Origin of the sequence: Acidovorax sp. K2F, from assembly GCF_025246485.1 — a bacterium.
Classification (GTDB): Bacteria; Pseudomonadota; Gammaproteobacteria; order Burkholderiales; family Burkholderiaceae_C; genus Acidovorax; species Acidovorax delafieldii.
Genome location: NZ_JAOBSQ010000032.1, coordinates 84,142 through 102,508 on the forward strand (window position 1 = coordinate 84,142; position 18,367 = coordinate 102,508).

An 18,367-nucleotide genomic window follows, 5' to 3' on the forward strand; every position below is an offset into this window, starting at 1 on the left:
CTCCGCCTATCAGGCGAAGGTGTTGACGTTGGTACCCAGCGCGCCGCTGGTGGCCAGCTGGGGTTGGGGCATGGACTGCTGCATGGCGTCGATCATGGTGGCGGCCGATACCGCCTGCATATCCAGCGCCTTTTTCAGTACCACCATGTTCAAGGCGTCCGACGTCTTGGCGCTGGCCAGGTTGGTAGCGGTGTTGACGATGCTGTTGGTCAGGGCGACGTCCATGGTGACTCCTCGGGGCAATGGAGGGTTATCGGCGCGGCAGAACGCGGCTTGAGCGTTGTTACATGTTCAGCGGTCGTGGACCTGCCCTGTAGTGCTCCGCCTAGTCCAGCGCGGGTACCCCAAGGGCTGGGCAGGCGGCCAGGTCGGAGGCGTGGGTGTGTGGCAGCTGGCGGGCTGCGTCGCGCAAGGCGGTGCGCAGGCCTTCTTCCAGCGTGGGGTGATAGAAGGGCATGCCCAAGAGGTCGTGCACTGTCAGTTGCTGCTGCACGGCCAAGGCCAGCAGGTGCGCCAGGTGCTCGCCGTCAGGGGTGCACAGCTCGGCGCCCAGCAGGCGACCACTGGCATGGTCCGCATAGACGCACAGGCGTCCATGGTTGCGCTGGGCGGTGCGGGCACGGCCCTGGTTTGTGTAGCTGGCGGTGCCGGTGACGGTGCTGTGCGCGTCCATGTCGGCCACGCGCGGTCCCACCACGGCCACGTTGGGGTCGGCGAACACGATGGACAGCAAGGTGCGGCGTCGAAAGCGCGTGGGATTGGGGGCCAGGGCGTTCAGGCCTGCAATATGGCCTTCATCGGCCGCCTCGTGCAACAACGGGGTGTGGGTGTTGGCGTCACCCGCCAGAAACACCGGCAAATTGCCAATTTGCTGGGTTTGTGGGTCTACGGTGGGCAGGCCGCGCGCATCCAGCGGTACGCCCAGTGTCTCCAGGCCAAGGTGCTCAATGTTGGGCACCCGGCCCATGGCAGCGATGACCTGGTCCACTACCACGCGGTTGGCGCCGCTGGCGACTTCAATGCCTCCGGGCACTTCGCGCAGCTGCGCCTCGGCGCCCATGTGCAGCACCATGTCCTGCTTGAGCAGGGCCGCCAGCTCGGCATTCAGCGTTGGGTCGCTCAAGCCAGCCAGCGTGTGGCCAGTGGTGAACGCAGCCACCTGCAGGCCCAGCCGCGCGAGCGCTTGCGACAGCTCCACCCCAATCGGGCCCATGCCGATCACGGCAATGCGGGGGCCTAGGGTTGGTTGTTCGAACAAGGTGTCGGTGGTGAGCATGCGGTCGCCAAACGCCAGCCATGCCTCGGGCACACGGGGGCGTGATCCCGTGGCGATGATGATGCTGCGCGTGGCGTAAGCCGTGCCATCAATGTCCACCGAACGCGGCCCCAGCAGCGTGGCGCGCCCTGACACCTGGTTGCTGCCCAGTTCATTGGTGGCTTTGAGGGCGCCCGCCACGAAGTCGTCGCGCAGTGCGCGCACGCGCTGGAGCACGGAAGGCAGGTCGGCGGTCAATGCACTGGCGCCCCGAAGGCCAAATGCTTCAAAGGTGTGGCGACGGTGAAAAGCGTTGGCCGCCTCGATCAGCGCTTTGGACGGCATGCAGCCCACGCGGGCGCAGGTAGTGCCCCAGGGGCCTTCATTGACAATGAGGTAGCGGTCGGTGCGCTTACGCACTTCACGCAGCGCGGCCAGGCCCGCCGTGCCTGCGCCAATGATGATGGTGTCGAGCGGTTGGGCCATGGGGCTTTCTCGGAGTCTGAAAACCCGGAGTGTGACGCGCGAGCCGCCGCAACGTTGTAGGCGCACAGGCCGTTTCAGTGAGGCCGCTGAGGGCGGCTGCGCGCATGTGAAAACCGAGCTTGTTGCCCTTTGGGGGCCGGGTCTCGGCGTCCGGTCAGGCCTCGGGGTCCGTCCAGCCCACACGGCCTTGCCCGTGGTCGTTGATGCGTTGGACAAAAGGGGCGGCTTGCGTCTGGGGCAGGCGCAGCTGCAAGGTGACCAGCGTGCCATGCTGCACGCCCACCAATTCGGCGCCAGCAGCTTCAATTTCGCGGCGCAGCAGGCCTTCCAGGGCATAGGGCACCTGGCACTGCAACAGGACCATGCGCTGCAGCGTGACCTTGGGGGCCGTCAGCAGTGCCTGGGCAACGGTGTCGGTGTAGGCGCGCACCAGGCCGCCCGCGCCCAGCTTGACGCCGCCAAAGTAGCGCACCACCGTGGCCAGCACGCCTTCCAGGTCCTGGTGGCGCAAGACGTCCAGCATAGGGCGGCCGGCGGTGCCGCCGGGCTCGCCGTCGTCCACCGCAGCCGACTGTCCGCCCGCCAGTAGCGCCCAGCAGATATGGGCTGCGCCAGGGTGTTGCTTCCACAGCGCATCCACCGCCGCCTGCGCGCTGGCGCGGTCGGCCATGGGCTGCACGCAGCCGATGAAGCGGCTTTTCTTGATGATGAGTTCGCTGTGCGCTGGGGCAGCCAGAGTCTGGGGCATGGGGCAGCGAGTGTACGGCGAGCGCTTTGGGTGCCAGCAGGGGGCCGTGTGTGACGGAAGTCACAGCCCAGACCCTGAAGGGTGTGGATCGGCACAAATCGCGTTGGGAATGTGCGTTCTGTCACACATGCCATAGGCGTGGGTTCCTACACTGCGGACTTGTTGCTGTGGCCTACGCTGTTGCTACGCATTTGAAAGCACTCGGGCCATCAGAAAAGGAACCGCCATGTTTGCCACTTCGCTCTCTGCACCTTTGCCTACCTCCCTCGCCAGCCATCTGTTCGGCCGTTTCATCTCTCCCTCGGTATCCCAGGCATCGGGTGCCAGCACGGTGGCATCGACCGGCGCGATGCCAAACGCAATGGAAGAGCACGACGACGAGATGCCGGACCTGGCGCAGCGCGTGCGGGAAATCGGTGAGTGGTGATACGGCGTACTGCGTGACGTGACAAGCCACGCAGCGTCCCGTCAGCCGGTGTTGCCCATGCAACCGTCTGCTGCGCCCAGGTCGCGTGCCATGAGCACACTGGTGTAGTTGGTCAAAGGGCGCCAGTCGCACTCGCCGACCACCCGGTAACCCCAGGATTCATACATCGCTATCAAGGCCGTGGCCGGTTGCGCAGTGTCCAGCGCCATCACCCGGGCGCCCACTCTGCGGGCATAGTCCAGGGCATAGGCGTGCAGCTGTGTGCCGTAACCCCGGCCTTTGGCGTCAGGGGTAATGCAGAACTGGCACAAAGACCAAACCGAAGGGTCGCGGTACAGCGGCACCGAGGATTCGGGTTGCGGCGGTCGCAGCGTGACAGTGCCCACATAGTCTTCGCCGTCCAGCATCACCAACCCCGTGCCTGAAGCAAACCGCTTCGCCGTATCTTCCACAGACTGGTGGGTGCCCCAGTAGCGCAGACCCCGCAGCGCGTGGGGTGCATAGGCGCAGTGGATGAGGGTGGTCAGGCGTGCGAGGTCATCGTCGGCCGTGACCGGGCGAATCAAAAGCGAATCGGACAAAGTCATCGAGATACTCCGTGGCCTCGCGTTGAAGGCCGCTGGTCGGTCAGCGGGTCGTGTTGCCTCATTTCAAAGCTTCAGCTCCCAGGTCTCTCCCACCAATTGCTGACCAAAGCCTTCGTAGGGCTCGGTCTTGACCAGCCGAAAACCGCGCTGACCGTAGATGCCACGCGCAGCCGTGAGGCAGCTGTTGGTCCATAGAACCATCTTTTTGTAACCTTTTGCACGCGCAAAGGCAATGCATTCGTCGGTGAGGCGGGCGCCCAGGCCGAGGCCCCTGGCTTTGGGGCTGAGGATGAGCATGCGCAGCTGCGCCGTGGTGGCCGATTTGCGCACCACAAACACGGAGCCCACGCGCTCGCCGTCCAGCTCGGCGATCCAGGCTTTCTCCCATGCAGGCTGGAACTTGCGCAAGAACTGCGCTGCGATGTCTGCCACCAAGGCCTCAAAACGGTTGTCCCAGCCGTACTCGCGCCCATAGATCTCGCCATGCTGCTGCACTACCCAGCCCATGTCGCCGGGCAAAGGGTCGCGCAGGACGGCGATTCGGGTGCCATCCGCCGCGTTGGAGGGGGAGGACAGCAGGGTTTCGATCCGTTCCATGGCCTCCACGACCTCCTGGCGCCGAGCCGGGGGCAAGGGGGCGAGCAGTGCGGCAGCTTCGTCGCGCGAACGCTGCTGCAGCGGCTCGAACGCCTCGCGTCCAGCAGCGGTGAGCGTGACCAGGCTTTGCCGCGCGTCCTTGGCGTTGGCATGCCGTTCTATCCACCCGGCCTGCTCAAAACGCCGCAATATCCTGCTCATGTACCCGCCGTCCAGCCCCAGCTCCCGCGCTAGTTCGCTGGCCACAGGGGCCTCGCGATGGGCCAGCTCGTAGAGCACGCGCACGTCGGTCAGCGACAGCTTGCTGCCCAGGTACGGGTCCAGCACGCCAATGCGGCGGGTGATGAAGCGGTTGAACTGGCGCACGGCTTTCACCGCGCTCGCAGGTACCGGGACGGACTCGGGAAGGGTAGAGGTGTTGTTACTCATGAATGCCTCTGTCAGTTAATTAATTGACAAAAGCAATTATATGCCTGACGGCCATCAAGCCTGTAACAGTGAGGGGCAAGGGCTGCCAAGGCGACAAAAACCGTCCGCCAACGTAAAATCACGGGTTATCCACCACAGACGCGCGCCACGAAGGCCCCCATCGCACCGGGGGCGGCCGCGACCCCCTTTGCATGAACGCCCCCGTTGACGTCTCCTTTTTTGCGCGCGCCGCAAAGCCCTTGACCAGCTACCGTCCGTACTGGGCCAAGCGCTTTGGCACGGCACCGTTCCTGCCGATGAGCCGCGCCGAGATGGAGAAACTGGGCTGGGACAGCTGCGACATCATCCTGGTCACGGGCGACGCGTATGTGGACCACCCGAGCTTCGGCATGGCCGTGATCGGCCGCACGCTGGAGGCGCAGGGCTTTCGCGTGGGCATCATCGCCCAGCCCGACTGGCAGAGCGCCGAGCCCTTCAAAGCGCTGGGCAAGCCCAACCTGTTCTGGGGCGTGACGGCGGGCAACATGGATTCGATGATCAACCGGTACACCGCCGACCGGAAGATCCGCAGCGATGACGCCTACACCCCCGGCGACGTGGGCGGCAAGCGCCCCGATCGTGCGGCCATCGTCTATAGCCAGCGCTGCCGCGAGGCGTACAAGGACGTGCCCATCATCTTGGGCGGCATTGAAGGCAGCCTGCGTCGCATTGCGCATTACGACTACTGGAGCGACAAGGTACGCCGCTCCATCGTGGTGGACAGCAAGTGCGATCTGCTGCTGTACGGGAACGCCGAGCGTGCGTTGGTGGAGGTGGCCCACCGCATCGCAGCGCGCGAACCGGTGGAGCAGATCACCGATGTGCGCGGCACGGCCTTTGTGCGCCGACCGGACGACGAGAGCGGCAAGGGTTGGTTCGAGATCGACTCCACCACGGTGGACGAGCCCGGCCGCGTAGAGGCGCACATCAACCCGTACATGACCACCAGCGAGCAGGCTGCGGCCCAAGGCAGCACTTGCAGCAAAGAGGATGGGAATGCTACTGATTCTGTAGCGGGCGCCGCAAATAACACCAGCGCTACCGGCCAAAACAGCCCCAATCCTGCCATTCAGCCGATCCAGTTTGTTGCCAATCCGGCGCTCAAGGCCAAGCTCAAGGTGCCCCCGCGCGAGAAGAGCGTGATCCGCCTGCCCAGCTACGAGCAGGTGAAAAGCGACCCCGTGCTCTACGCCCACGCCAACCGCGTGCTGCACCTGGAGACCAACCCTGGCAACGCGCGTGCACTGGTGCAGGCCCATGGCGAGGGTGTGACGGCGCGTGATGTGTGGATCAACCCGCCCCCCATCCCGCTGACCACGGCCGAGATGGACTACGTGTTCGACCTGCCTTACGCGCGTGGCCCGCACCCCAGCTACGCCGACGAAAACGGCAGCCATGACGGCGCGACCAAGATCCCCGCGTGGGAGATGATCCGGTTCTCCATCAACATCATGCGTGGTTGCTTTGGCGGCTGCACCTTTTGCTCCATCACCGAGCACGAGGGCCGCATCATCCAGAGCCGATCGGAAGATTCGATCATTCAGGAGATCGAGGACATCCGCGACAAGGTCAAGGGCTTCACAGGCACCATCAGCGACCTGGGTGGCCCCACGGCCAACATGTACCGCCTGGGCTGCCGCAGCCCCGAGATCGAGGCCGCCTGCCGCAAGCCCAGCTGCGTGTACCCCGGCATCTGCCAGAACCTCACCACCGACCACGGCCCGCTGATCAAGATCTACCGCCGTGGCCGCGCGCTCAAGGGCATCAAGAAGATCCTCATCGGATCGGGCCTGCGCTATGACCTGGCGGTGAAATCGCCCGAGTACGTGAAGGAGCTGGTACAGCACCACGTGGGGGGCTACCTCAAGATCGCGCCCGAGCACACCGAGCAGGGCCCGCTCACCAAGATGATGAAGCCGGGCATCGGCAGCTATGACAAGTTCAAGCAGATGTTCGAGAAGTTCAGCGAAGAGGCGGGCAAGAAGCAGTTCCTGATCCCGTACTTCATCGCCGCGCACCCGGGCACCAGTGACGAGGACATGATGAACCTCGCCATCTGGCTGAAGAAGAACGGCTTCCGCGCCGACCAGGTGCAGACCTTCTACCCCAGCCCCATGGCCACGGCCACGGCCATGTACCACTCGGGCCGCAACACGCTGACCCGCGTGCGCCGCGAAATGCGCGATGTGGATGAAGAGTCTGTGGACATCGTGCGCGGCGAAAAGCGCCGCCGCCTGCACAAGGCCTTCCTGCGCTACCACGACCCGAACAACTGGCCGCTGCTGCGCGATGCGCTCAAGGCCATGGGCCGGGCGGACCTGATCGGTAACGGCAAGCACCACCTGATTCCGACCTTCCAGCCGCTCACCGACGGTGGTTACCAGAGTGCGCGGCGCAAGAACTCGACCCCGACAGGGGCTAAGCCCGCCGTGGCACCTGCGTCGCGCACGGTGCAGCAGCCCACCAAGGGCCGCATCCTGACCCAGCACACGGGCCTGCCACCGCGCGTGACCGGGGGCGCGGCCAAGCCGGCTGCTGGCGGCAAACCGTTCAAGAAAGCGCGATAGTCCGCTGCCTGCCTGCCTGCCTGCCTGCCTGCTTGCCTGTCTGCTTGCTCGCGTGGCGGGGCGGGGCGGGGCGGGGCGGGGCGGGGCGGGCAGGGCGTCCATCTGCCCATTGCATCTGTAGGCTGAAACGGGGGGCTGGCATGCCGCGCCAACGGCATCGGTGGGGTGGCGGGACTCAGGCGCGTCAGGCCCGCGCGGTGGTCAGGCGGTGGTGTAGTCCCTCGCCAGGCATTCCGACAGCGGCACGGGCTTCGCCACCGCATAGCCTTGGGCGTAGTTCACTCCGATGAGTCGCAACGCATCCACGATGGCGTCGGACTCGGCGAACTCGGCAATCGTCTGCTTGCCCATCACGTGGCCGATGCGGTGGATCATTTCCACCATGGCGCGGTTGGTGGGGTCTTGCAGAAGGTCCTTCACGAAAGCGCCGTCGATCTTGAGGTAGTTCACCGGCAGGTGCTTGAGGTAGGTGAAGGACGACATGCCCGCGCCGAAGTCATCGAGCGCGAACCGGCAGCCCAGTTGCTGCAGCTCCTTCATCAGTCGCACCGCGTTGGGCAGGTGCGATATCGCGCTGGTCTCGGTGATCTCGAAGCACAGCAGCGCGGGGTCCAGCCCGGATTCGGTGAGCGTGGTACGGATGTACTTGAGCAGGCTGTCGTCGCCCAGGCTGGTGCCCGAGAGGTTGATGGCGCAGGTGTGCAGCGGCTGGGCGCCCGGGGTGCGCTGGTGCTGCGCCAGCGCCTGCAGTGTGTGGCGGATCACCCAGCGGTCGATGGACGGCATCATCCCGTAGTGCTCGGCGGCCGGGATGAAGGTGCCAGGCGCCACCAGCTGGCCGTTTTCCTCCTCGCACAGGCGCAGCAGCACCTCCATGTGCAGGCCTTCCTCACCGGTGCCTTGCAGCGCGCGGATGGTCTGCGCGTACAGCTGGAAACGGTTGTGCTCCAGCGCCAGGCGCAGGCGCCGCACCCAGTCCATGTCGCCTTCGCGCCGGGTCATCTCGATGTCTTCGGGCTGGTAGATGAACACCCTGTTGCGCCCGCCTTCCTTGGCGCGGTAGCAGGCCATGTCGGCCACGCGCATGGCCTCCTGGATAGAGGTGAGCGCTGGGATGAGCTGCACCATGCCGATGGAGAGGCCCGTGCTGAGCTGCTGGCCTTCCCACGCCAGGCGCAGGTCCTGGCCAGCCTGGCGCAATTGCTCTGCAATGCGCGCCGAGGGGCCAACGGGGCAGTCCTTGAGCAGGATGCCGAATTCGTCGCCGCCCAGCCGTGCCAGCGTGTCCCCTTCGCGAAGGTGGCTTTGCAGCATGCGGCAGACCTCCCGCAGCATCTCGTCGCCGGCCTGGTGGCCGCAGGTGTCGTTGATGAGCTTGAACTGGTCCATGTCCACGTAGAGCAGAGAGCCCTCGCGGCCCGGCTGGCGCGGGTGGCTGAGCAGGGCTTCAAGCCGGTGCTCGAACTCGCGCCGGTTCACCAGGTCCGTCAGCGCATCATGGCTGGCCTGCCACGAAAGCTGCTCTACATAGTGCTGCTCGCGCGTGACGTCGTGCAGCGCCAGCACCGCCCCGGTCAGCACACCCCGGTGCCGGATGGGAGAGCCCACCAGCCTCACCGGAACGATGCTCTGGTCCGGTCGCACCAGGGTGCGATGGATGTTGCCCTTGGCGGCACCATCGCTGCGCAGCAGCGTCTGCACCAGGGCGTCGGCCGACAGGGGTGCTGCATCACCTTCGAAGACCAGCAACTGCGCCAGAGGTTGCCCGGTGGCCTGGGCGGCTGGGCGGGCCAGCAAGGTTTCTGCGGCAGGATTCATGTAGGTGACCTCGCCGTGGATGTTGGTCGTCACCACGGCATCGCCAATGGCGGCCAGCGTGGTGCGCGCCAGTTCCCGCTCGACCTCCAGGGCGCGCTCCGCGTTCTGGCGCTGGGCCAGCAACTTGTGCGTGTGCCACAGGGTCAGAAGAATCAGCACCAGGGCCATGCCCATGTTGGTCCACATCAGCAGGAGCACGATGTGGCGCGAGCTTTCGCCCAGGGCGTCGCTGAAGTTCCGGGCCGCCGGGGTCACGCCCGCGTTGATCTCGCGGATGGTGTTTTGCCACCGTTCGCGGGTGGGGGCGTCCGCCGTGCCGGCGGTGTTGCGCTGGTGGATCTCGTGCGACAGCTCGCGCAGCGCACGGATGTACTCGTCGCCCACCAGCCATTGGTCTACCGGCTTCTTCACCAGATCAAAGCCGTCAAAGTAGCGCAGCAGCCAGATCAGGCCGTCAATGTCATCGGGGTGGTTGCCACCGCGCAGAAAGCCGTCACGCGCCACATCCGTCTGCACCTGGCCTGGCTCCAGGGCCAGCCGGGCCGCCCGGTCGCCCAGCGGGATCTCCATGGCGCGGGTGAACCCTTCAAAGGCCTGGGGGGAGCCGGTGATGGCGTACTGGTTGAGAAAATAGATGGCGTCCTTCTGGCCTTTGGTCCATAGGCTTTCGCCTGCAACGAAGGCACGCACCGAGGACAAGACATGCAGGCTGGCCGTGGCGCACACCGCCAGCAGCAACACCATGGTGATGAAAGGCCAGGTCACCCGCAACGTCAACGGCACAGGCCTTCGCTCGACCGGCTGCAATACATCCATGGATGGCTCCCTCGCCTCGTGCCAAGCTGCTTGCGCCAGTGATGCCTGGTGGCCCCATCCGGCGCGCCCTCATCAGTGTGTCCGCATGCTCTGTCAATGCCCGCGGTCCAGGGTTGTCCTGGAACGCGTTGCTGGTTCGGCGGTGCGGTGCTTCCGGCCCACTATATAGAGATCAACTTGCCAGCGCATGCAAAGTTTGGCAACCCCTTGTGCCTGCGGGGAATGGCCGCCATGCCGATGCGCACCCGCACCTGAACCTGCGCGCGGCGGGCCATCGCTGGCTCCGCCCAGGTGTGCCCGGCCTGACAGAAGCCGGTGTTTACGGCGCCGCAGCGTGGGTGCCCACCAGCACGGACTGCGGGCCATCGTCTGCGGGCTGCGAGATCAGGTCTTCGATGATGAAGGTGCGGTAATAGAACGCCGTGACCGCGCCTTCGGGGGCAATGGCTGCCACCAGCGTGTCGGTGTCGTCTTTGTCGTTCACTGCAATCAGAATTCCGTGGTGGCCGGAGCCCGCCAGGTCGGCAATGCGCCGCACCATGTCGCCTTCGGCGCCCACAGATGGCAGCGGCGCATCTGCAGTGCCCAGGGTGTGCACAATTTCTTGCAGGATGACTTCGGGGCTGGCATAGGCGACATCGCCCTGATGGCCTGCTGCCTGCAATGCGAGTGCGGCCTGGCGCGCGCAGTCCTCGTCGGGGAACAGCGCAAACACCTGGCCGGTGGGGTAGAAAACGCCGCCCATGGTGGTCATGGTGGAATCAAGGACGAGGGGTTTCATGGGCATCTCCTGAGGTGTTTCAGACCTTTGGGATTGAAACCGGGCCTCCCGGCGCGCTGTGTAGGCCGGCGGGCCATCCGTGCGTCAGCCCGCTTTGCGTTGCAGGGGGCTGGGTCACAAGAATATGTGCCAAAAGCGCTTGATGCGCTAGTGCTTCATGGGTTGATTGCTATCAATTTGTAAGTTTTTGACCGCATCTGCTAGCCCAGCCATCCGCCCAGCCAGGCCCCCAGCGCCGCGCAATGCAGCACCACCGTCGCCCAATACACCGCGCGAAACTCCGCCTTGCGGGATTTGTGCCGCAGCCACTGCTGGGCCCACCATGCGCCGGGCCAGCCGCCCGCAAGGCTCAGCAGGTGCAGGTGGCTTTCCTTGGTGCGCCACCGGCCGTTTTGCGCGGCGCTTTTGTCGATGGCGTAGACCAGAAAGGTCAGGAGATTGACGGCGACCGCCGCGCCCAGCACCCACCACGGCAGCCGGCCTGCCCAGAGGCCCCAGGCCAGCAGCCCCGCCCAGCCGAGCATGAGTAGCCGTATCAGCGCCGAGCCGGTGGGAGTGGTCGGTTCGATGGCCGTCACAGGGCGCCTGCGCCTGGGTGCTTGAGGTTGCCCCGCCCGTTGCACCGGCGCGCGCCGCGTGGGGTGCGCAGGGGGCGGCTGCGTCGGTGCCGTGCTGCGGGGCTGGAACGCGCCACCCGCGTGTGCAGTGGGCAACACTGCCATGGCCCGGGGCCCTTTTCCGCCGACATGAATCTCCTCGTACACCACGGCGAGCCCTTCGCGGGGCGGGGTGGTACCCCGGTAGTCCCGCACATGAAAGAACACATCGGCGGACGTGTCAGGGCTGCGGATAAAGCCGAAGGCGCGGCTGGCGTCCCAGCGGACGACGGTGCCTTGTTTCTGCATCGGTCAGGAAGTGCTTTCAGGCCAGGGTGTGCAAAGGAATGTCTTGCGCCACCGCCAAAGCATCAAGCTGCGCGCGGGTCTGTGTGTGCAAGAACGCCGCCACGGCCGCGTGGGTGGCGGGGGCGCGCAGCACCTGCGGGTCGCCCGTGGCGGGTAAGCCTGCGGCAGCACACAGGCTGGCGGCGAAGTGGGGTTCCAACGCGGCCACGGCCACGCGGCCGTCGGCGCAGGGGTAGATGCGGTAGCCTGCGTGGTTGCCCCCCACGTCGCCCTCGGGGGTGGTCAGGCCCCAGTCGCGCGGCTGGGCCAGCCAGGCAGCGGCGTCGGCCAGAGCGACTTCGATGCACGCGCCGTTGCCGGTGTGGGCGCGCTCCAGCAGGGCCTGCAGCACGGCTTCGCTGGCCATCAAGGCGCCGCCCATGTCGGCGTACAGGGTGGGTGGCATCTCGGTGCCGGTCACTAGGCCCGCATCAGCCAGGTAGGTGAGGTCATGGCCGGGCTCCTCGGCCCGCTCGGCCGCCGCGCCCACGATCCGTACCAGCGAGAGGCGTGGATATTTTGATTGAAGCGCTTCCCAGGAGAGGCCCAGCTTGGCCAGGGCCGACGGACGGAACGAGGTGATCAGCACATCGGTGCTTGCCAGCTCTGCATGCAGCGTGGCCTGGCCTTCGGTCGTCTTGAGGTGGGCATGCACCACGCGCACGCCTTGGTGCAGCGTGGCGTAGGCCGCCGGGCTGTAGATACCCATGGGGTCCGCGCTGGGGTAGCCGGGGGCTGGAGGCGGTTCGAGCTTGGAGCATTGGGCTCCCATGCGGGCGCAGCGCATCAGGGCGGCGGGGCCGGGCAGGTTCAGCGCGAGGCTCAAGACGCGGACATTGCGCAGGGGCTGGGGCAGGGCGTTTGTCATGGGTGGGGGCTTGTCTCGGTGTTGTGGTTTTGAAAGGAAGGCGCGGCGCCGGAACTTCAGGGGCGTGCGCGGGCTCACTCCCTGCGTTATACATAATTTGTTACGCTCCCTGACCCATGCAACGCAGAACCTCTTTGGCCGCCCTCACGGGCCTGGCCGCCTTTCCGGGAGCTTTCATGACTACGTCCCTGAGCAGCGCCGCCACGGCATCTGCATTGCAGGCGCTCAAGCCCTCGCCCCGCATGCCCGTGCTGTTTGTGGGCCACGGCAGCCCCATGAACGCCATCGAGGACAACGCCTGGCGCCGCAGCTGGCAGGCCATGGGCGCGGAGCTGATGGCGCGCGCCGTGCAGCCGCAGCTCATCCTGTGTGTGTCGGCCCACTGGCTCACGCGTGGTGGCTGGCAGCTCACCGGCATGGCCAACCCCAAAACCATCCACGACTTTGGCGGCTTCCCCCAGGCGCTGTTCGACCAGCAGTACCCCGTGCCGGGCGCACCGGCCGTGGCGCGCAGCCTGGCCAAGGAGCTGAAATCTCCTGCCACGGGCGCCGCCCTCGGCGTGGACGAGGGCGAGTGGGGGCTGGACCACGGCACCTGGTCGGTGCTCAAGCCCATGTTTCCCCAGGCGCGCATTCCGGTGATGCAGCTCAGCATGGACTACAGCCGCGCCCCGGCCGAGCACTATGCACTGGGCCAGCAACTCAAGGCCCTGCGCGAGCGGGGTGTGCTCATTGTGGGCAGCGGCAACATCGTGCACAACCTGCGCGCATCCCGCCGTGGCTCGGCTGCCAACGAAGCCTACGACTGGGCCACGGAGTTCGACACCGTGGTGCAGGAGCAGATCAAGAAGGGCCAGCTGGGCGCCTTGCAGGACTTCCAGAAGCTGGGCGCCGTGGCCCAGCAGGCGCACCCCACTTACGAGCACTACCTGCCGCTGCTTTACGCAGCGGGCGCCGTGTTGCCCAGCGAGATGCCCCGCTTTTTCAACACGGGCTATCAGTCGGCATCGATCTCGATGCGGTCGGTGCTGTGGGGCTGATGGATGCTTTCTGAAGCGGATGGAATGCTTCTTTTTTGATAGCTGTTGGTGCATGTACATCTAGCACTTGAGGCCAAAAACGCCTGAAATCTCCGCGTCGCAGCGGTGGGGCGTCTTCAGGCCGTCGCGTGACCTGCGGTCTGGATCGTCAGCCACGGCCAGCGTTCGCGGTAGCTTTGCGCTTTGGCCTCAAACAACGGCAGGTGCGGGCAGGCGGGGTTGGGTTTGAGAAGTCCTGCGTACAGCTCTTCCAGTCCGTACGGCGCGTACAGCGTGGGCTGAGCAACGCCGGGGGTGATGGCAGGTTGCAGGCCCACGCAGGTGCAGGGCACCAGAAAACGCTCGATCCCGTTGCGGGCGGACTGCAGCGGCGCATACGGGTAACCAAACCAGCGCTCGTACCAGAGGTGCACGCGCGCCTGGTTCTTGACTTCGACGGTGATGGGCAGGTCGGCGAAGAGGGCGGTGGCGCGGGCTTGCACCTGCTGCTCCGCCGATTCGGACAAGTCGTTGCCGTCGAAGTAGAACAGGTCGTAGTCCTTGATGTTCGCGGTGGGCTCCAGGCCAGAGTGCAGGTTCCACACCGTCTGGAACAGGCAGCCCGCCACCAGCCACCCGTCGGGCAGGCCCAGAAACGGCAAACGCTCCAGAAGGGCCGCGTTGTGCGGGTTCTGGAGCGTTTCGCTCACAAAGCGGCGCGCGAGCGCCGCTTCCTCATCGTGCTCAGACGACCTTTGCAATGGCCTGGCAGACGTAGTCGATGTTCTTGCTGTTGAGCGCGGCCACGCACATGCGGCCGGTGTCGGTACCGTACACGCCGAACTCGTTGCGCAGGCGAACCATCTGGTCCTTGGACAGGCCAGAGTAGCTGAACATGCCGATCTGGGTGGTGATGAAGCTCATATCCTGCTTCACACCGGCGGCCTTCAGGCCATCGACCAGCTTTTGGCGCATGGCCTTGATGCGCACGCGCATTTCGGCCAGTTCTTGTTCCCACATGGCGCGCAGCTCGGGGTTGTTCAGCACAGCAGCCACCACTGCGCCACCGTGAATGGGTGGGTTGGAGTAGTTGGTGCGGATGACGATCTTGAGCTGGCTCAGCACGCGGCCGGCTTCTTCCTTGTCGGCGCACAGCACCGACAGGCCACCCACGCGCTCGCCGTACAGGCTGAAGCTCTTGCTGAAAGAGGTGGACACAAAGAAGTTCAGGCCGGCAGCCACAAACTTGCCGATCACGGCGCCGTCTTCGGCGATGCCGTGGCCAAAGCCCTGGTAGGCCATGTCCAGGAAGGGCGTCAGGCCCTTGGCCTTGACGACGGCGATGACCTGGTCCCACTGCGCGGCGGTGATGTCGTAGCCGGTGGGGTTGTGGCAGCAGGCGTGCAGCACGACGATGGTGCCGGGGGCGGCTGCATTCAGGCTGGCCAGGAAACCTTCGAAGTTCACGCCGCGCTTTTCAGCGTCGTAGTAGGCGTAGGTATCGACTTCAAAACCGGCGTTGGTGAACAGCGCGCGGTGGTTTTCCCAGCTGGGGTCGGAGATCAGCACCTTGGCGTTGGGGCTGACCTTCTTCAGGAAGTCGGCACCGATCTTGAGGCCGCCGGTGCCGCCGATGGCCTGCACGGTGGCTACGCGGCCAGACTTCACGGGTTCGCTCTCAGCGCCGAACACCAGGCTCTTGACGGCGTTGTCGTACGCCACGATGCCGTCGATGGGCAGGTAGCCACGGGCCGTGGGGGTGGACATCATGGTCTTTTCTGCGGCCTGCACACATTGCAGCAGGGGCAGCTTGCCGTTGTCGTCGAAATAAACGCCGACGCCCAGGTTGACCTTGTTGGGGTTGGTGTCGGCGTTGAATTGCTCGTTGAGGCCCAGGATGGGGTCGCGGGGGGCCATTTCGACGGCGGTGAACAGAGACATGAAAATCCTTGAAAGGTTGTCAGTAGCGAAGAATCCGGGCGTGGTGTACTGTGCCGGGTTCGGCCGATTTTAACGGCCCGCCTTCACCACCCGTTGACCGCCCCCATGCCGGATATCACAGAAGTCATAACTGAAAAGCAAGACGGCGAGTTCGTCCGCTTCCCCGATTCCCCGTTTGAACTGTTCCAGCCGTACCCACCGGCGGGCGACCAGCCCGAGGCCATCAACAAGCTGGTGGAGGGACTGAATGATGGGGAGACCTTCCAGACGTTGCTGGGTGTGACGGGATCGGGCAAGACCTTCACCATGGCCAACGTGATCGCGCGCATGGGCCGCCCGGCCATCATCTTTGCGCCCAACAAGACACTGGCCGCGCAGCTGTACAGCGAGTTCCGCGAGTTCTTTCCCAAGAACGCCGTGGAATATTTCGTCAGCTACTACGACTACTACCAGCCTGAGGCCTACGTGCCGCAGCGCGACCTGTTCATCGAGAAGGACAGCGCGATCAACGAGCACATCGAGCAGATGCGGCTGTCTTGCACCAAGAGCCTGATGGAGCGGCGCGATGTAGTGATCGTGGCCACCGTGTCGGCCATCTACGGCATTGGCGAGCCCGAGAGCTATCACCGCATGGTGATGACACTGCGGGTTGGGGACAAGCTGGGGCAGCGGGACGTGATCGCCCAGTTGATCCGCATGCAGTACCAGCGCAACGAGGCGGACTTTTCGCGGGGCAAGTTCCGTGTGCGGGGCGACACCATCGATGTGTTCCCGGCCGAACACTCCGAGCTGGCGATTCGCATTGAGCTGTTTGACGACGAGATTGAGAGCCTGCAGCTGTTCGACCCGCTCACGGGCCGCGTCAAGCAGAAGATCCCGCGTTTTACCGTGTACCCCAGCAGCCACTACGTGACGCCGCGCGACAAGGTGCTGGCGGCGGTCGAGACCATCAAGCTGGAACTGGCCGAACGCCTGCAGCAGTTGGTGGCTGACGGCAAGCTGGTCGAAGCGCAGCGGCTGGAGCAGCGCACGCGATTTGATCTGGAAATGCTGAGCGAAGTGGGCCACTGCAAAGGCATCGAGAACTACACGCGCCACCTGTCCGGCGCGGCGCCGGGCGATCCGCCCAGCACGCTGACCGACTACATGCCCAAGGACGCGATCATGTTTCTGGACGAAAGCCACCAGATGATCGGCCAGCTCAACGCGATGTACAGCGGCGACCGGTCGCGCAAGACCACGCTGGTCGAATATGGTTTTCGCCTGCCTTCGGCCCTGGACAACCGACCGCTCAAGTTCGAGGAGTTTGAGCAACGCATGCGGCAGGTGATCTTTGTATCGGCCACGCCCGCCGACTACGAAAAGACCCATGCAGGCCAGGTGGTGGATCAGGTAGTGCGCCCCACGGGCTTGGTGGATCCGGTGGTGGAAGTTCGTCCAGCCACCCATCAGGTGGATGATGTGCTACAAGAAATACGCATTCGTGTAGAAAAGCATGAGCGCGTACTCATTACCACGTTGACCAAGCGCATGGCCGAGCAGTTGACCGACTATCTCACCGACAACGGTGTCAAGGTGCGCTACCTGCACAGCGATGTGGACACCGTGGAGCGGGTGGAGATCATCCGCGACCTGCGCCTGGGGGCTTTTGACGTGCTGGTGGGCATCAACCTGCTGCGCGAGGGGCTGGACATTCCTGAGGTGTCGCTCGTGGCGATCCTCGATGCGGACAAGGAAGGCTTCTTGCGCGCCGAGCGCAGCCTGATACAGACCATTGGCCGTGCAGCGCGCAACTTGAACGGCCATGCCATCCTGTACGCCGACCGCATCACCGACTCCATGAAAAAAGCCATGGGTGAGACGGAACGCCGGCGCATTAAGCAGATCGCATACAACGAGGCCAACGGGATCACGCCGCGCAGCATTGTCAAGCGGGTAAGAGACCTGATTGACGGCGTGTACAGCGAAAAAGCCGGTAAGGACGCCGAGCGCCTGGAGCAGGAAGCGTTGCAGCGGGCGCAGGTGGAGGACATGTCCGAGAAAGACGTGGCACGCGAGATCAAGCGCCTGGAAAAGCTCATGCTGGAACATGCTCGCAATCTGGAGTTCGAGCAGGCGGCCCGGGTGCGCGACCAGCTCACTCGGCTCAAGGACCAGGCCTTTGGTGCGCACGGCAGCGATTCCGTGGCCTTGTAAAAGGGATTGCGATTGGGAATGCAATGAGAAAATACTATTGAGTCGATTAATAACTATTTGGTTTTTTAACCCGACAGAATCAATAGGGATTTGTGCTATACTCGCACAAAACACTCAACAAAACAGCCCAACGATGAAGGGCTCCGCAGCAGGTGACTGTGCGGAGTAAGGGGCGGAGACGGTGCCTCGCTGGCAAACAGTCAGCGAAGGCGGTTTCTTCAACGAACAAGCCTTAGCACAAGGAGCTTGCGATGCGTCTCACAACCAAAGGCCGTTTTGCGGTCACCGCCATGATTGACTTGGCCCTGCGCCAGAACAACGGCCCCGTCACGCTGGCTGCCATCAGCCAGCGCCAGCAGATTTCGCTGTCGTACCTGGAGCAACTCTTTGGCAAGCTGCGCCGCCATGAACTGGTGGAATCCACCCGTGGCCCCGGCGGCGGTTATACGCTGGCCCGCAAGGCAGGCGACATCACGGTGGCCGACATCATCGTTTCGGTGGATGAACCCATCGACGCCACGCAGTGTGGTGGCAAGGAAAACTGCCTGGGTGAAGCCGGCCGTTGCATGACGCATGAACTGTGGGCCTCGCTGAACCAGCGCATGGTGGAGTTTCTGGACTCGGTCACCCTGCAAAAGCTGGTGGACGAGCAGCTCGCCAAGGGCGTGCAGATCGAAGACAAGCCTGTGGTTCGCCGCGCCATCTCCACGACACCGGTGGTCAAGCCCATCCGCGTGAACGCCCCCAATTCGGTGTTCGCACTGGGTAACGTCTTCGCCAAATCCTGATGCTTGGTGCGCCGTGCTGGCCCTGGGGTCGGCACTGCCCTGACCGCGTTGTAATCGTTTT

The 18,367-nt window shown here is 64.7% G+C and carries 16 protein-coding genes; 5 read left to right on the forward strand and 11 right to left on the reverse strand.

What is annotated here, in order from left to right; translation table 11 throughout:
* Positions 1-9 precede the first annotated feature (9 nt).
* The 3 genes from N4G42_RS11045 to N4G42_RS11055 all read right to left on the reverse strand — a co-directional run bounded on the left by N4G42_RS11045 (position 10) and on the right by N4G42_RS11055 (position 2,489).
* Positions 10-225 carry a putative motility protein gene (locus N4G42_RS11045; protein ID WP_108497152.1) on the reverse strand — a complete coding sequence of 72 codons (216 nt, stop codon included), beginning with the start codon at positions 223-225 and terminating at the stop codon, positions 10-12.
* Positions 226-325: 100 nt separating this feature from the next.
* Positions 326-1,741 (reverse strand): dihydrolipoyl dehydrogenase, encoded by a 1,416-nt coding sequence (locus N4G42_RS11050; RefSeq protein WP_260667178.1) that lies wholly within the window; start codon positions 1,739-1,741, stop codon positions 326-328.
* Between the two features lie 154 nt (positions 1,742-1,895).
* Complete coding sequence (locus N4G42_RS11055) at positions 1,896-2,489, reverse strand: IMPACT family protein (protein WP_260667179.1); 594 nt, start codon at positions 2,487-2,489, stop codon at positions 1,896-1,898.
* Positions 2,490-2,715: 226 nt separating this feature from the next.
* Between N4G42_RS11055 and N4G42_RS11060 the strand changes: the two genes are divergently transcribed.
* On the forward strand, positions 2,716-2,916 hold the full coding sequence (locus N4G42_RS11060) for a hypothetical protein (protein ID WP_260667181.1): 201 nt from the start codon (positions 2,716-2,718) through the stop codon (positions 2,914-2,916).
* Positions 2,917-2,957: 41 nt separating this feature from the next.
* Here N4G42_RS11060 and N4G42_RS11065 read toward each other — a convergent pair whose 3' ends face one another.
* Together N4G42_RS11065 and N4G42_RS11070 are read right to left on the reverse strand one after the other, a co-directional pair.
* Complete coding sequence (locus tag N4G42_RS11065) at positions 2,958-3,503, reverse strand: GNAT family N-acetyltransferase (RefSeq protein ID WP_260667182.1); 546 nt, start codon at positions 3,501-3,503, stop codon at positions 2,958-2,960.
* Between the two features lie 63 nt (positions 3,504-3,566).
* Positions 3,567-4,529, reverse strand: a complete 963-nt coding sequence (locus N4G42_RS11070) for a bifunctional helix-turn-helix transcriptional regulator/GNAT family N-acetyltransferase (protein ID WP_260667183.1) — start codon at positions 4,527-4,529, stop codon at positions 3,567-3,569.
* A 191-nt stretch (positions 4,530-4,720) separates the two neighbouring features.
* Between N4G42_RS11070 and N4G42_RS11075 the strand changes: the two genes are divergently transcribed.
* The gene (locus N4G42_RS11075; protein ID WP_260667184.1) at positions 4,721-7,135 is read left to right on the forward strand and encodes a YgiQ family radical SAM protein; all 2,415 of its coding nucleotides are present in this window, start codon (positions 4,721-4,723) and stop codon (positions 7,133-7,135) included.
* Between the two features lie 201 nt (positions 7,136-7,336).
* Here N4G42_RS11075 and N4G42_RS11080 read toward each other — a convergent pair whose 3' ends face one another.
* The 4 genes from N4G42_RS11080 to N4G42_RS11095 all read right to left on the reverse strand — a co-directional run bounded on the left by N4G42_RS11080 (position 7,337) and on the right by N4G42_RS11095 (position 12,362).
* Positions 7,337-9,769 (reverse strand): EAL domain-containing protein, encoded by a 2,433-nt coding sequence (locus N4G42_RS11080; RefSeq protein ID WP_260667185.1) that lies wholly within the window; start codon positions 9,767-9,769, stop codon positions 7,337-7,339.
* A 319-nt stretch (positions 9,770-10,088) separates the two neighbouring features.
* The gene (locus tag N4G42_RS11085; RefSeq protein WP_056065035.1) at positions 10,089-10,550 is read right to left on the reverse strand and encodes a hypothetical protein; all 462 of its coding nucleotides are present in this window, start codon (positions 10,548-10,550) and stop codon (positions 10,089-10,091) included.
* Positions 10,551-10,750: 200 nt separating this feature from the next.
* Positions 10,751-11,455, reverse strand: coding sequence for a DUF1294 domain-containing protein (locus N4G42_RS11090; protein WP_099730356.1), 705 nt, complete (start codon positions 11,453-11,455; stop codon positions 10,751-10,753).
* A gap of 16 nt (positions 11,456-11,471) precedes the next feature.
* Entirely contained in the window at positions 11,472-12,362 is an 891-nt protein-coding gene (locus N4G42_RS11095; protein WP_260667186.1) for a CoA transferase, read from the reverse strand.
* Between the two features lie 134 nt (positions 12,363-12,496).
* Between N4G42_RS11095 and ygiD the strand changes: the two genes are divergently transcribed.
* Positions 12,497-13,402: a 4,5-DOPA dioxygenase extradiol gene (gene ygiD, locus N4G42_RS11100; RefSeq protein ID WP_116749946.1), complete on the forward strand. Its 906-nt coding sequence runs from the start codon at positions 12,497-12,499 to the stop codon at positions 13,400-13,402.
* Between the two features lie 116 nt (positions 13,403-13,518).
* Here ygiD and N4G42_RS11105 read toward each other — a convergent pair whose 3' ends face one another.
* Both N4G42_RS11105 and N4G42_RS11110 read right to left on the reverse strand, forming a co-directional pair.
* Entirely contained in the window at positions 13,519-14,142 is a 624-nt protein-coding gene (locus N4G42_RS11105) for a nucleotidyltransferase family protein (protein WP_260667187.1), read from the reverse strand.
* The gene (locus N4G42_RS11110) at positions 14,126-15,322 is read right to left on the reverse strand and encodes an amino acid aminotransferase (RefSeq protein WP_116749944.1); all 1,197 of its coding nucleotides are present in this window, start codon (positions 15,320-15,322) and stop codon (positions 14,126-14,128) included. Before N4G42_RS11110 ends, N4G42_RS11105 begins: the two co-directional genes overlap by 17 nt.
* Before the next feature lie 105 nt (positions 15,323-15,427).
* Here N4G42_RS11110 and uvrB point away from each other — a divergent pair, with 105 nt between their 5' ends.
* Both uvrB and iscR read left to right on the forward strand, forming a co-directional pair.
* Complete coding sequence (uvrB, locus tag N4G42_RS11115; RefSeq protein WP_099730352.1) at positions 15,428-17,518, forward strand: excinuclease ABC subunit UvrB; 2,091 nt, start codon at positions 15,428-15,430, stop codon at positions 17,516-17,518.
* A gap of 251 nt (positions 17,519-17,769) precedes the next feature.
* A complete protein-coding gene (gene iscR, locus N4G42_RS11120) occupies positions 17,770-18,306 on the forward strand; it encodes a Fe-S cluster assembly transcriptional regulator IscR (protein WP_015013980.1) in 537 nt (178 codons plus the stop codon).
* The last annotated feature ends 61 nt before the right edge of the window (positions 18,307-18,367 follow it).